The 11781-nt window shown below is 54.1% G+C and carries 20 protein-coding genes; all 20 read left to right on the plus strand.

Going from position 1 to position 11781, the window contains the following annotated elements; all coding sequences use genetic code 11:
- Window positions 1–101: 101 nt before the first annotated feature.
- The 20 genes from FFT88_RS06320 to FFT88_RS06415 all read left to right on the plus strand — a co-directional run bounded on the left by FFT88_RS06320 (window position 102) and on the right by FFT88_RS06415 (window position 11733).
- The gene (locus FFT88_RS06320) at window positions 102–314 is read left to right on the plus strand and encodes a DUF2560 family protein (protein WP_240731064.1); all 213 of its coding nucleotides are present in this window, start codon (window positions 102–104) and stop codon (window positions 312–314) included.
- Between the two features lie 48 nt (window positions 315–362).
- Window positions 363–584, plus strand: a complete 222-nt coding sequence (locus FFT88_RS06325; RefSeq protein ID WP_001125701.1) for a hypothetical protein — start codon at window positions 363–365, stop codon at window positions 582–584.
- Window positions 585–638: 54 nt separating this feature from the next.
- Entirely contained in the window at window positions 639–833 is a 195-nt protein-coding gene (locus FFT88_RS06330) for a hypothetical protein (protein WP_000219368.1), read from the plus strand.
- A 74-nt stretch (window positions 834–907) separates the two neighbouring features.
- A complete protein-coding gene (locus tag FFT88_RS06335; RefSeq protein ID WP_000686855.1) occupies window positions 908–1309 on the plus strand; it encodes a DUF2513 domain-containing protein in 402 nt (133 codons plus the stop codon).
- Between the two features lie 135 nt (window positions 1310–1444).
- The gene (locus FFT88_RS06340; RefSeq protein WP_032170744.1) at window positions 1445–1795 is read left to right on the plus strand and encodes an HNH endonuclease signature motif containing protein; all 351 of its coding nucleotides are present in this window, start codon (window positions 1445–1447) and stop codon (window positions 1793–1795) included.
- Between the two features lie 125 nt (window positions 1796–1920).
- On the plus strand, window positions 1921–2415 hold the full coding sequence (locus tag FFT88_RS06345; protein ID WP_000929172.1) for a phage terminase small subunit P27 family: 495 nt from the start codon (window positions 1921–1923) through the stop codon (window positions 2413–2415).
- On the plus strand, window positions 2412–4145 hold the full coding sequence (locus FFT88_RS06350) for a terminase large subunit (RefSeq protein WP_240731060.1): 1734 nt from the start codon (window positions 2412–2414) through the stop codon (window positions 4143–4145). Before FFT88_RS06345 ends, FFT88_RS06350 begins: the two co-directional genes overlap by 4 nt.
- Before the next feature lie 11 nt (window positions 4146–4156).
- Window positions 4157–4339 carry a protein YmfR gene (gene ymfR, locus FFT88_RS06355; RefSeq protein WP_000605606.1) on the plus strand — a complete coding sequence of 61 codons (183 nt, stop codon included), beginning with the start codon at window positions 4157–4159 and terminating at the stop codon, window positions 4337–4339.
- Window positions 4339–5580 (plus strand): phage portal protein, encoded by a 1242-nt coding sequence (locus FFT88_RS06360; protein ID WP_000466255.1) that lies wholly within the window; start codon window positions 4339–4341, stop codon window positions 5578–5580. Before ymfR ends, FFT88_RS06360 begins: the two co-directional genes overlap by 1 nt.
- Window positions 5558–6208, plus strand: a complete 651-nt coding sequence (locus FFT88_RS06365) for an HK97 family phage prohead protease (protein ID WP_135404397.1) — start codon at window positions 5558–5560, stop codon at window positions 6206–6208. The genes FFT88_RS06360 and FFT88_RS06365 overlap by 23 nt, the downstream gene beginning before the upstream one ends.
- A 14-nt stretch (window positions 6209–6222) precedes the next feature.
- Window positions 6223–7428, plus strand: coding sequence for a phage major capsid protein (locus FFT88_RS06370; RefSeq protein WP_135404398.1), 1206 nt, complete (start codon window positions 6223–6225; stop codon window positions 7426–7428).
- Between the two features lie 49 nt (window positions 7429–7477).
- Window positions 7478–7678 (plus strand): hypothetical protein, encoded by a 201-nt coding sequence (locus FFT88_RS06375; RefSeq protein WP_000601364.1) that lies wholly within the window; start codon window positions 7478–7480, stop codon window positions 7676–7678.
- A 2-nt stretch (window positions 7679–7680) separates the two neighbouring features.
- Entirely contained in the window at window positions 7681–8004 is a 324-nt protein-coding gene (locus tag FFT88_RS06380; protein WP_000927707.1) for a head-tail connector protein, read from the plus strand.
- Window positions 8001–8411 (plus strand): phage head closure protein, encoded by a 411-nt coding sequence (locus FFT88_RS06385; RefSeq protein ID WP_074417138.1) that lies wholly within the window; start codon window positions 8001–8003, stop codon window positions 8409–8411. Before FFT88_RS06380 ends, FFT88_RS06385 begins: the two co-directional genes overlap by 4 nt.
- Window positions 8386–8892 carry a hypothetical protein gene (locus FFT88_RS06390; RefSeq protein WP_000213502.1) on the plus strand — a complete coding sequence of 169 codons (507 nt, stop codon included), beginning with the start codon at window positions 8386–8388 and terminating at the stop codon, window positions 8890–8892. The genes FFT88_RS06385 and FFT88_RS06390 overlap by 26 nt, the downstream gene beginning before the upstream one ends.
- On the plus strand, window positions 8889–9449 hold the full coding sequence (locus FFT88_RS06395; protein WP_023568697.1) for a hypothetical protein: 561 nt from the start codon (window positions 8889–8891) through the stop codon (window positions 9447–9449). The genes FFT88_RS06390 and FFT88_RS06395 overlap by 4 nt, the downstream gene beginning before the upstream one ends.
- An 8-nt stretch (window positions 9450–9457) precedes the next feature.
- The gene (locus tag FFT88_RS06400; protein WP_000497751.1) at window positions 9458–9628 is read left to right on the plus strand and encodes a DUF2635 domain-containing protein; all 171 of its coding nucleotides are present in this window, start codon (window positions 9458–9460) and stop codon (window positions 9626–9628) included.
- Complete coding sequence (locus FFT88_RS06405) at window positions 9612–11108, plus strand: phage tail sheath subtilisin-like domain-containing protein (RefSeq protein ID WP_135404399.1); 1497 nt, start codon at window positions 9612–9614, stop codon at window positions 11106–11108. The genes FFT88_RS06400 and FFT88_RS06405 overlap by 17 nt, the downstream gene beginning before the upstream one ends.
- Window positions 11108–11464, plus strand: a complete 357-nt coding sequence (locus FFT88_RS06410; RefSeq protein ID WP_000090993.1) for a phage tail tube protein — start codon at window positions 11108–11110, stop codon at window positions 11462–11464. The genes FFT88_RS06405 and FFT88_RS06410 overlap by 1 nt, the downstream gene beginning before the upstream one ends.
- The gene (locus FFT88_RS06415) at window positions 11464–11733 is read left to right on the plus strand and encodes a phage tail assembly protein (protein ID WP_000661047.1); all 270 of its coding nucleotides are present in this window, start codon (window positions 11464–11466) and stop codon (window positions 11731–11733) included. Before FFT88_RS06410 ends, FFT88_RS06415 begins: the two co-directional genes overlap by 1 nt.
- The last annotated feature ends 48 nt before the right edge of the window (window positions 11734–11781 follow it).

Consider the following 11781-nt stretch of genomic DNA (forward strand, 5'->3'; position numbering starts at 1 on the left):
AGTGGCTTTGATAATGGATATCCCAACAAGCGGATAAGACAATAAATATACCCACCAGGGGATAAACAATGTCTAAAATCACGGTTACACCTGCATAGCAGATCCGCTTAAACCTGCTGGCGAAACTGAACTATGACACCGCCGCTGCAGCAGACGCGATTAAGTTTGTTGGTGAGGATCCGTTGAAGTATCAAATCTTTGTGAACCAGTTAAGCTGGGTAACATCTGAAAGCGGGCTGGTAGCCAGAACGACGAAAGCTATCAAAGAGTCGGAAGACACACTACTGTGGTTTGAAGCTGAATCTGGTTCATAAGTGAATGAATGTGGTAATTTAATCCTCCGCAAAAAAAAGGGGATAAAAATGCCAAAGAATGTCATAGCTATTTTACCGGGTGACGCGTTTGATCATGTTGTTGTCCAGGACGACCTGGAGATTGTTACCTTCAGGGGTGACAAGGGCGGCGTGCTTACTATGCCTATCGAGGAGTACGAACTAGACGGGATAAGTTATAACGTCGCACGTTGTGACGGTATGGTCACTGACGAAAAAGTTGAGAAGGCTATCAGACACTTCACCAAGTAATAATCAGCTTCCGAACCAAGCCTCGCAATAGCGAGGCTTTTTAACGACAGAGGTATGACAGTGGTTCTTACAGCTAAGCAGTTTGAAGACCTTGCATCCTTCGCGAAGGAAGATAGCCAGCCTCAATACACCATCGCAACCGGAATAATCCCAGAATTCGAAGATGATTGTGAGTTTATCCCCGTTTATGCCGGGCTCATCGCTTATTTAGAGTTACTGAATCACGGTGTATTGCAACTCGACCACTAGCGACATTACGCCAAGTATTCATCAAGTGCCTAGTTTAATGTTAAATTATTCCCTCATTCATAAAAGGGAATGTTATGAAAATAGATCACGAGTATTTGAAAGGTCTTTTGGAAGCTTTCGAGGCGTCTGAAGAGCCGCATACTGATATAAAGCAGCTGCAGCTGGCTGGGTATGACTACAGCACCGATGAATTTTTATTCCATATGCGTTTATTGGCTGATCGTCAACTAATTGCTAGAACAGACGGCAAGTATGGGTTTGGTTTCTCTGAGGCTGCTGATGGAGGATCATGGTTCGTTATACCGTTACGATTAACTTCAAGCGGTCATGACTTCCTTGAAGCTCTCAGGAATAAAGAGGTTTGGAATTCTCTCAAGACCGGCTTTAAAGATGCAAGCATTGGAACATTAGTTGACGTTTCAAGGCGTTTGCTGGATGGTTATATTCAGAAAAAAATTGACGACTTAATTGGCTAATATTTTATATAACCATCAGCCCCGCAATCGCGGGGCTTTTTTTATTGCCATTATGATGGCAGATACATTGCTATGGCGTAACAGGATTTCAACTATGAACCCAACAGAAGCAGCTACATCACCGAAGGACGGATAATGCCACCACGCACACCAAAAGCCTGCAGTGTTCGCGGGTGCCGCCATACCACCACTGACCCGTCAGGTTATTGCGAAAGCCACAAAAGCGAAGGCTGGAAGCAATACAAGCCAGGACAATCCCGTCATCAGCGCGGCTACGGTTCGAAGTGGGATGTTATCCGCGCGCGTGTGCTGAAGCGTGACAAAGGTTTATGTCAGTTATGTCTGCGTGCCGGTGTGGTGCGTGAGGCGAAAACCGTTGACCACATCATCCCTAAAGCGCATGGCGGCACTGATGCCGACAGCAATCTGCAGAGCCTGTGCTGGCCGTGTCATAAGGCGAAGACGGCCCGTGAACGGTTGAAGTAAGAACCAGTTCCCACTGCCAGAGGGGAGGGGCGGGTCAAATCCCTGCGGCCTGACGTCTTCCGGACTGCCCGCCCCATCGTTTTTTTATACCCGCGAAAAATGAAATTTAACCAGGAGTGCCGCATATGGCTGGAACGGCGGGGCGTTCCGGGCGTCGCCCCAAGCCAACGGCGCGCAAGGCGCTGGCCGGAAACCCCGGCAAGCGAGCCCTGAATAAAGATGAACCTGTTTTTACGCCCATCAAAGGTGTTGAGCCACCGGAGTGGTTCGCTGAAGAAGATCTCCCTCTCGCCACGATCATGTGGCAACTGACAACTAAAGAACTCTGCGGTCAGGGCCTGCTGTGCGTGACTGACCTCGCGGTGCTTGAGCGGTGGTGCGTGGCCTATGAGTTCTGGCGACGTGCCGTGAAAAATATTGCCATACAGGGCAACACCATCACCGGTGCAATGGGCGGCAGGGTCAAAAATCCGGAGCTGACCGCCAAAAAAGAACAGGAGTCCGAGATGAGCAGCACGGGGGCAATGCTCGGACTCGACCCCAGCAGCCGCCAGCGTCTGATTGGCCTGGCGGGGCAGAAGAAAGCCACTAACCCGTTTCTGAAAATCATCGAGTCATGAGCCGGAAATCTTACCCCAACGTAAATGCTGCCAATCAGTATGCCCGGGATGTCGTGCGCGGAAAGATTGTGGCCTGCCAGTTTGTGATTCAGGCCTGCCAGCGCCATCTTGATGACCTGATGGCGGAAAAAAGTAAGTCGTTTCGTTACCGCTTCGACAAGGACCTGGCTGAACGGGCCGCCAAATTTATTCAGCTGTTGCCGCACACCAAGGGTGAGTGGGCATTTAAGAGGATGCCCATCACGCTGGAGCCGTGGCAGCTCTTTGTGATCTGCTGCGCGTTTGGCTGGGTCAATAAAGGCTCCCGGCTGCGCCGCTTCCGTGAGGTGTATACCGAAATCCCCCGTAAGAACGGCAAATCGGCAATCTCTGCCGGTGTCGCCCTGTATTGTTTTGCCTGTGATAACGAGTTCGGCGCGGAAGTGTATTCCGGTGCCACGACGGAGAAACAGGCATGGGAAGTCTTTCGTCCGGCAAGACTGATGTGTAAACGCACACCCATGCTGACGGAAGCGTTCGGGATTGAGGTTAACGCCTCAAACATGAACCGTCCGGAGGATGGTGCGCGTTTTGAACCGCTGATCGGTAACCCCGGTGATGGTTCATCACCCCACTGTGCGGTGGTGGATGAATATCACGAGCACGCCACAGATGCGCTTTACACCACGATGCTTACCGGGATGGGGGCGCGACGTCAGCCACTGATGTGGGCTATCACTACCGCCGGGTACAACATTGAGGGGCCGTGCTACGACAAACGGCGGGAAGTCATCGAGATGCTCAACGGCTCGGTGCCTAACGATGAACTGTTCGGGATCATCTATACCGTTGATGAAGGTGACGACTGGACCGACCCGCAGGTGCTGGAAAAAGCCAATCCAAATATTGGCGTGTCGGTTTATCGCGAATTTTTGTTAAGTCAGCAGCAGCGTGCGAAAAATAACGCCCGTCTGGCAAACGTCTTTAAAACAAAACACCTCAATATCTGGGTGTCGGCGCGTTCGGCGTATTTCAACCTGGTAAGCTGGCAGAGCTGCGAGGATAAATCACTGACCCTTGAGCAGTTCGAGGGGCAGCCGTGCATTCTGGCCTTTGACCTGGCGCGTAAGCTGGATATGAACAGCATGGCGCGACTTTATACCCGCGAGATTGACGGTAAAACGCATTACTACAGTGTGGCCCCGCGTTTCTGGGTACCGTATGACACGGTGTACAGCGTCGAGAAAAATGAAGATCGACGGACAGCCGAACGCTTTCAGAAATGGGTGGAAATGGGCGTCCTGACCGTTACCGATGGTGCAGAGGTGGATTATCGCTACCTCCTCGAGGAGGCCAAAGCGGCGAACAAAATCAGCCCGGTCAGTGAGTCACCCATCGACCCCTTCGGGGCGACCGGGTTGTCACATGACCTTGCTGATGAAGACCTGAACCCCATCACTATCATTCAGAACTACACCAACATGTCCGACCCGATGAAAGAGCTGGAAGCGGCAATTGAATCGGGGCGCTTTCATCATGACGGCAATCCCATCATGACCTGGTGTATCGGCAACGTGGTCGGCAAAACCATTCCGGGTAACGATGATGTGGTGAAACCCGTCAAAGAGCAGGCGGAAAACAAAATCGATGGTGCAGTTGCGCTGATTATGGCGGTTGGCAGAGCCATGCTGTACGAGAAAGAAGACACGCTGTCTGACCACATTGAGTCCTATGGGATCCGCTCGCTTTAACTGAGGTAATTATGATCATGCTGATTCTCGCGCCTCTGGTGGGCGTGCTGGGGGCGCTTTTGCTGGCGTATGGTGCCTGGCTGATTTATCCCCCGGCGGGGTTTGTTGTTGCCGGGGCGTTGTGTCTGTTCTGGTCGTGGCTGGTGGCGCGATATCTCGACCGTACACAGTCGTCTGTCGGCGGAGGTAAATAGTGTTCTTTTCGGGATTATTTCAACGAAAAAGTGACGCACCGGTGACCACGCCAGCAGAGCTGGCGGATGCTATCGGGTTGTCCTACGACACCTATACCGGAAAGCAGATCAGCAGCCAGCGGGCCATGCGACTGACGGCGGTTTTTTCCTGTGTCAGGGTGCTGGCGGAGTCGGTCGGGATGTTGCCCTGCAACCTGTATCACCTGAACGGCAGCCTGAAGCAGAGAGCCACTGGCGAACGTCTGCATAAGCTGATCTCCACGCATCCCAATGGCTATATGACGCCGCAGGAGTTCTGGGAGCTGGTGGTCACCTGTCTGTGCCTGCGGGGAAACTTTTACGCCTACAAAGTGAAAGCATTTGGCGAAGTGGCTGAACTGCTGCCCGTCGATCCCGGCTGTGTGGTACCGAAGCTTAACAGTAGCTGGGAGCCGGTCTATCAGGTCACATTCCCGGATGGCTCCACGGATGTACTGAGCCAGGAGGATATCTGGCATGTGCGCACGCTGACGCTGGACGGACTGGTGGGGCTGAATCCCATCGCCTATGCCCGCGAGGCAATATCGCTGGCGGCAGCGACCGAAGAGCACGGGGCCAGACTGTTCAGCAATGGCGCGGTGACGTCGGGTGTGTTGCGTACAGAGCAGACGCTGTCAGATCAGGCTTATGAGCGCCTGAAGAAAGATTTTGAGGAGCGTCACACCGGGCTTGGCAATGCTCACCGCCCGATGATCCTTGAGATGGGGCTGGACTGGAAGTCGATGGCGCTGAACGCCGAGGACAGCCAGTTCCTGGAAACCCGCAAGTTTCAGCTTGAAGAAATCTGTCGTCTGTTCCGGGTGCCGTTGCACATGGTGCAGAACACCGATCGCGCCACCTTCAACAATATCGAAGAGCTGGGGCTGGGATTTATCAACTATTCACTGGTGCCGTATCTGACCCGCATCGAACAGCGGATCAACACCGGACTGGTACGAAAAAGTAAGCAGGGCGTTTATTACGCCAAATTTAACGCCGGGGCGTTACTGCGCGGGGATATGAAGTCCCGTTTTGAAGCCTACGCCACCGGGATCAACTGGGGAATTTACTCTCCCAATGACTGCCGCGACCTGGAAGATATGAATCCACGTCCCGGTGGTGATGTCTATCTCACACCGATGAACATGACCACGAAACCCTCCGATGGCAGTAAAGCCGGTAAGCAGAAGGATAACGCCAATGCAGACGAAACAACGTCTTGATGTACCGCTGAGTCTGAAATCTGTCAGTGACTCCGGTGAGTTTGAAGGGTATGGCTCCGTCTTTGGTGTAAAGGACAGCCACGATGATGTGGTGATGTCCGGGGCATTTGCTGCTTCCCTGCGGGTGTGGAGTGACAGAAAAGCGTTACCTGCGCTGCTCTGGCAGCACCGCATGGATGAGCCCATCGGTGTTTACACCGAAATGAAGGAAGACGATGTCGGGCTTTACGTCAGGGGGCGGTTGCTCATTGATGATGATCCCCTGGCAAAACGCGCACATGCACACATGAAGGCCGGTTCGTTAACCGGCCTTTCTATTGGGTACGTCCTAAAGGACTGGGAATACGACCGGACGAAAGAAGCCTTTCTGCTGAAAGAAATCGACCTCTGGGAAGTCAGTCTGGTGACATTCCCGTCTAACGACGAGGCGCGGATCAGCGACGTCAAGAACGCACTGGCCCGCGGGGAAATCCCCGAACAGAAAAAAATCGAAAGAGTCCTGCGTGATGTCGGACTCTCCCGTACCCAGGCCAAAGCATTCATGGCCGGGGGCTATGGCGCACTGTCCCTGCGCGAGGCTGAGGATGTGGGCTCTGCACTGAATGCACTGAAAAATCTGAACTTCTAATCAGGAGAAATACGATGGCGGTTGATATTAAAGATGTCGAACAGGTCGCGCAGGAGCTGCAGCAGAAGTTTGACGACTTCAAAGCAAAGAACGACAAGCGCGTTGAGGCGATTGAGCAGGAAAAAGGCAAACTTGCCGGGCAGGTGGAAACCCTGAACGGAAAACTCAGCGAGCTGGAAAATCTCAAAAGCGACCTTGAAAAAGAGCTGCTTGAGCTGAAACGTCCGGCAGGTGGTGCGCAAAATAAACTGGCCACCGAGCATAAAGAAGCGTTTGTGGGCTTCCTGCGTAAAGGCCGTGAAGATGGTCTGCGCGATCTGGAGCGCAAGGCATTACAGGTGGGCACCGATGAAGACGGTGGCTATGCCGTGCCGGAAGCGCTGGATCGCAACATTCTGACCTTGCTGAAAGATGAAGTGGTGATGCGTCAGGAAGCCACGGTGATCACCGTTGGTGGTTCCGACTACAAAAAACTGGTGAATCTGGGCAGCACGGATTCCGGATGGGTTGGCGAGACTGACGCGCGCTCCCAGACTGCCACCTCAAAACTGGGGCTGATTGAACCTTTCATGGGGGAAATCTACGGTAACCCGCAGGCCACCCAGAAAATGCTGGATGATGCCTTTTTCAACGTGGAGGCCTGGATCAACAGCGAGCTGGCAACCGAATTTGCCGAACAGGAAGAAATTGCCTTTACCACCGGCGATGGTACCAAGAAGCCGAAAGGGTTCCTGGCGTATGAATCCACGGATGAAACCGATAAGGTCCGGGCGTTCGGCAAACTTCAGCATATTGTATCCGGCGACGCGACTGCGGTGACCGCAGACGCCATTATCAAACTGATTTACACGCTGCGAAAGGCACACCGCACTGGCGCGAAGTTCATGATGAACAACAACAGCCTGTTTGCCATCCGTCTGCTGAAAGACACCGAGGGTAACTATCTGTGGCGTCCGGGGCTGGAACTGGGGCAGCCGTCCTCTCTGGCGGGTTACGGTATCGCTGAAAACGAACAGATGCCGGATATCGCCGCTGATGCGAAAGCCATTGCATTTGGTAACTTCAAACGGGGTTACACCATCGTTGACCGTATCGGCACCCGCATTCTGCGTGATCCGTACACCAATAAACCGTTTGTCGGTTTTTATACCACCAAGCGCACCGGCGGGATGTTGGTCGATTCGCAGGCCATCAAACTGCTGAAGATTGCAGCGGCGTAATCATTCAGGGGCGCGGAACCGCGCCCCCTGTTCTGACGGGTGAAGAATCATGATCCTGAAACAAGATCTGAAATGGTCACCGGACGGTATGCGTGTTGAGGTCATTCGGGCCGGTGAGTATGACGACGGGGCGCTTCCTGCCCGGGTGCAGGAGATTGCACTTCAGGCCGGGTTAGCTGAGCGCGGAACCAGTGCAAAAAGCAGTAAAGCGGCAAAAGAGAAAAAAGCCACGACCAGTAAAGAGAGCTGAGTATGCTTCTGACAATGGAAGAGATTAAAGCCCAACTCCGGCTGGATGAGGATTTCGATGCTGATGACCGCCATCTGCAACTGCTGGCCTGTGCGGCGCAAAAGCGGACGGAAACGTATCTGAACCGGAAGCTCTATGCACCGGATGAATCCATTCCGGACAGCGATCCGGACGGGCTGCACCTGCCGGATGATATTCGTCTGGGGATGCTGATGCTTATCAGCCATTTTTACGAAAACCGCTCGTCGGTTACGGAAGTGGAGAAACTCGACATGCCGCAGAGTTTTGGCTGGCTTGTCGGCCCGTACAGGTACTTTCCGCAATGAAAATTCGTCAGGCGCAGACCAGCGCAACCTACATTCTGCCGGACCCCGGTGAACTGAATAAACGCGTCCTGATCCGCCTGCGGGTGGATATGCCCGCGGATAACTTTGGCGTGGAGTCTCAATACCCGGTTACGTTTCGGACATGGGCGAAGGTTATCCAGACCAGTGCCACCACCTGGCAGGAAACCGCGCAGACCGGGGACGCCATCACCCATTACATCACCATTCGTTACCGCCGGGGGATCACCGCTGATTATGAGGTGGTCTGCGGTGACAGTGTGTACCGGGTGAAACGTCAGCGCGATCTGAACGGGGCGCGGCGCTTTCTGCTGCTGGAGTGTACGGAGCTGGGCGAATGTAGGCAGAGTCACGGAGGCAACAATGACGACTTCCTTTTTGCACGTTGATTTTCAGCAGCCCGCGGAGATGCGCTTTAACCGCGCCCGTGTCCGGCGGGCGTTTGTCACGATTGGTCAGCGTCATATGCGTGATGCCCGTCGGCTGGTGATGCGCCGTGCGCGGTCGGCACCGGGTGAAAACCCCGGTTATCAGACCGGACGCCTGGCTCGTTCAATTGGTTACATGGTACCCAGAGCCAGTAAACATCGCCCTGGTTTTATGGCACGTATAGCCCCTAACCAGCGTAATGGAGAGGGAAACCGCCGTATCACCGGTGATTTTTATCCGGCTTTTTTGTTCTATGGCGTGAGGCGAGGGGCAAAGCGTCGTCGCAGCCATCATCGTGGTGCATCCGGTGGCAGCGGCTGGCGACTGGCTCCACGTAATAACTTCATGGTGGAAACTCTTGAAAAGAACCGCAGCTGGACACGCTATTTTCTGGCGCGGGAATTGCGTAAATCACTGAAGCCGGAGCGACGACACAGATGAAACTGACGCCTGTTATTGCTGCACTGCGTGCCCGCTGTCCATATTTTGAAAACCGGGTTGCAGGCGCGGCCCAGTTCAAAAATCTGCCGGAGGTCGGAAAGCTGAAACTCCCGGCGGCATATGTTGTACCGGGTGATGATTCTCCGGGAGAAAACAAAAGCCAGACCGACTACTGGCAGGAGCTGAAAGAGGGTTTCTCCGTGGTTGTCATACTGAGTAACGGGCATGATGAGCGCGGTCAGTTTGCCTCGTATGATGTGGTGGACGATGTCCGGCAGATGCTCTTTAAGGCTCTGCTGGGCTGGAACCCGGAGGCGTGCGGTAACCCGATTACCTATGACGGCGGCACGCTGCTGGATCTGAATCGTCATGAGCTGATTTATCAGTTCGATTTTTCGGTCATCAGCGAGCTGACTGAAGACGATACCCGCCAGCAGGATGATCTGAACAGTCTGGATGAACTGCAAACGCTGGCGATTGATGTTGATTATCTCGAGCCCGGTAACGGGCCTGACGGCGATATCGAACATCACACCGAAATAACCCTTCCTTCCTGAGGAGCCTCATGTTTGTCAAACCTGTTAAAGGGCGGTCAGTTCCTGACCCTGCCCGCGGCGACCTTTTGCCCGCCGAAGGGCGAAATGTTGACGAGAACAACTACTGGCTGCGCCGTGAAGCAGCGGGTGATATCCGGCGCGTGAATAAAAAGGTGAATACCGATGACGATAAGCTTTAACACCATTCCGTCGAATACGCTGGTTCCGTTGTTTTATGCGGAAATGGATAACCAGGCGGCGAATACTGCACAGGACAGCGGAGCATCGCTGCTGATTGGTCATGCCAATAACGGTGCAGAGATTGTTGCCAACAGTCTGGTACTGATGCCGTCGGCAGACTATGCACGCCTGATTTGTGGTGCGGGAAGTCAGCTGGCGCGTATGGTCGAGGCTTATCGCCAGACTGACCCGTTTGGCGAGCTGTATGTGATTGCCGTTCCTGAATCCACAGGCGCGGCGGCAACGGTTACGCTGACGGTGACCGGGGCGGCAACCGAAACCGGCACGGTGAATGTGTATGTGGGACGTACCCGCGTGCAGGCACCGGTGACCAATGGCGATAACGTCACGACGATTGCCAGCAGTATCCAGGATGCCATCAATGCCGTTCCGACCCTGCCGTTTACGGCCTCATCTTCGGCAGGCGTGGTCACACTGACCGCGCGTCATAAGGGGCTTTGCGGGAATGAAATTCCTGTCAGCCTCAATTACTACGGCTTTGGTGGGGGCGAAGTGCTGCCAGCGGGCGTACAGATTGCTGTGGCGACGGGTACCGCCGGAACGGGCGCTCCTGTTCTCACCGGTGCGGTGGCTGCAATGGCGGATGAGCCGTTTGATTATATCGGTCTGCCGTTCAACGACACGGCCTCCGTTAACACGCTGGTGACCGAGATGAACGATACCAGCGGTCGCTGGAGCTATGCGCGTCAGCTGTATGGTCATGTGTATACGGCAAAGACCGGCACGCTGTCAGAACTGGTGACCGCAGGTGACCAGTTTAACCAGCAGCACATTACCCTGGCGGGGTACGAAAAAGAAACCCAGACACCTGCCGACGAGCTGGCGGCAAGCCGTACCGCCCGCGCAGCGGTGTTTATCCGCAACGATCCGGCACGTCCCACGCAGACCGGTGAGCTGGTGGGTATGCTGCCTGCGCCGAAGGGGAAACGGTTCACGATGACAGAACAACAGACCCTGCTGTCTCATGGCGTGGCAACGGCGTATGTCGAAAGTGGGGTACTGCGCATTCAGCGTGATGTCACCACGTACAGGAAAAACGCTTACGGGGTTGCGGATAACAGCTACCTCGACAGCGAGACGCTGCATACCAGTGCGTATGTACTGCGCAAACTGAAATCCGTCATTACCAGTAAGTACGGGCGTCACAAGCTTGCCAGCGACGGTACCCGCTTTGGTCCCGGTCAGGCGATTGTCACCCCGGCGGTGATCAAAGGGGAACTGCTGGCAACCTACCGTCAGCTCGAGCGTGCGGGCATCGTGGAAAACTACGAACTCTTTAAGCAGTACCTGGTTGTGGAGCGTGATGCCAGCGATCCAAATCGCCTGAACACGCTGTTCCCACCTGACTATGTTAACCAGCTGCGTGTCTTTGCCGTGGTTAACCAGTTCCGTCTTCAGTATTCAGAGGAGTCCGCATAATGGCCCGTATCGGGGGAACCTGTTATTTCAAAATTGACGGTCAGCAGCTATCGCTGACCGGCGGCATTGAGGTGCCCATGAACAAAACGGTTAATGATGACATCATCGGTCTGGACGGTTCAGTGGACCGCAAGGAAACTCACCGTGCACCTTATGTCAAAGGGACCTTCAAGGTACCGAAGAATTTTCCGGTGAGCAAAATCACCTCGTCTGATGAGATGACCATCACTGCCGAGCTGGCGAACGGTCAGGTCTATGTATTGTCGTCCGCCTGGCTGCACGGCGAAGCGAACCATAATGCCGAAGAAGGCACGGTTGATCTTGAGTTCCACGGTGAAGAAGGGGATTACCAGTAATGAAAGAGCTTGAGTTAAAGAAACCGATTATCGCTCATGGTGAGACACTCTCCGTACTGGAGTTTGATGAACCCACCGGGAAGGATGTCCGCGAGCTGGGGTATCCCTACCAGATGAATCAGGATGAGTCCGTCAGACTTCTGGCGCATGTGGTGTCGAAATACATTGTGCGGCTGGCGAAAGTGCCGCAAAGCTCTGTCGACCAGATGTCTCCGGCAGACCTGAATGCAGCGGCGTGGCTTGTGGCTGGTTTTTTCCTCCAGGCCTGACGGCTGAATACCTCACTGATCGCTTCTTTGACTGCGCCAGCTACTGGC

It is taken from the genome of Escherichia sp. E4930 (assembly GCF_005845405.1).
Taxonomy (GTDB): Bacteria; Pseudomonadota; Gammaproteobacteria; order Enterobacterales; family Enterobacteriaceae; genus Escherichia.

Excerpts from the sequence above, each read along its gene's own strand:
- FFT88_RS06325 (WP_001125701.1), top strand. The coding sequence starts at position 363 with ATGCCAAAGAATGTCATAGCTATTTTACCGGGTGACGCGTTTGATCAT.
- FFT88_RS06330 (WP_000219368.1), top strand. The coding sequence starts at position 639 with ATGACAGTGGTTCTTACAGCTAAGCAGTTTGAAGACCTTGCATCCTTC.
- FFT88_RS06335 (WP_000686855.1), top strand. The coding sequence starts at position 908 with ATGAAAATAGATCACGAGTATTTGAAAGGTCTTTTGGAAGCTTTCGAG.
- FFT88_RS06340 (WP_032170744.1), top strand. The coding sequence starts at position 1,445 with ATGCCACCACGCACACCAAAAGCCTGCAGTGTTCGCGGGTGCCGCCAT.
- FFT88_RS06345 (WP_000929172.1), top strand. The coding sequence starts at position 1,921 with ATGGCTGGAACGGCGGGGCGTTCCGGGCGTCGCCCCAAGCCAACGGCG.
- FFT88_RS06350 (WP_240731060.1), top strand. The coding sequence starts at position 2,412 with ATGAGCCGGAAATCTTACCCCAACGTAAATGCTGCCAATCAGTATGCC.
- ymfR (WP_000605606.1), top strand. The coding sequence starts at position 4,157 with ATGATCATGCTGATTCTCGCGCCTCTGGTGGGCGTGCTGGGGGCGCTT.
- FFT88_RS06365 (WP_135404397.1), top strand. The coding sequence starts at position 5,558 with ATGCAGACGAAACAACGTCTTGATGTACCGCTGAGTCTGAAATCTGTC.
- FFT88_RS06370 (WP_135404398.1), top strand. The coding sequence starts at position 6,223 with ATGGCGGTTGATATTAAAGATGTCGAACAGGTCGCGCAGGAGCTGCAG.
- FFT88_RS06375 (WP_000601364.1), top strand. The coding sequence starts at position 7,478 with ATGATCCTGAAACAAGATCTGAAATGGTCACCGGACGGTATGCGTGTT.
- FFT88_RS06380 (WP_000927707.1), top strand. The coding sequence starts at position 7,681 with ATGCTTCTGACAATGGAAGAGATTAAAGCCCAACTCCGGCTGGATGAG.
- FFT88_RS06385 (WP_074417138.1), top strand. The coding sequence starts at position 8,001 with ATGAAAATTCGTCAGGCGCAGACCAGCGCAACCTACATTCTGCCGGAC.
- FFT88_RS06390 (WP_000213502.1), top strand. The coding sequence starts at position 8,386 with ATGACGACTTCCTTTTTGCACGTTGATTTTCAGCAGCCCGCGGAGATG.
- FFT88_RS06395 (WP_023568697.1), top strand. The coding sequence starts at position 8,889 with ATGAAACTGACGCCTGTTATTGCTGCACTGCGTGCCCGCTGTCCATAT.
- FFT88_RS06400 (WP_000497751.1), top strand. The coding sequence starts at position 9,458 with ATGTTTGTCAAACCTGTTAAAGGGCGGTCAGTTCCTGACCCTGCCCGC.
- FFT88_RS06405 (WP_135404399.1), top strand. The coding sequence starts at position 9,612 with ATGACGATAAGCTTTAACACCATTCCGTCGAATACGCTGGTTCCGTTG.
- FFT88_RS06410 (WP_000090993.1), top strand. The coding sequence starts at position 11,108 with ATGGCCCGTATCGGGGGAACCTGTTATTTCAAAATTGACGGTCAGCAG.
- FFT88_RS06415 (WP_000661047.1), top strand. The coding sequence starts at position 11,464 with ATGAAAGAGCTTGAGTTAAAGAAACCGATTATCGCTCATGGTGAGACA.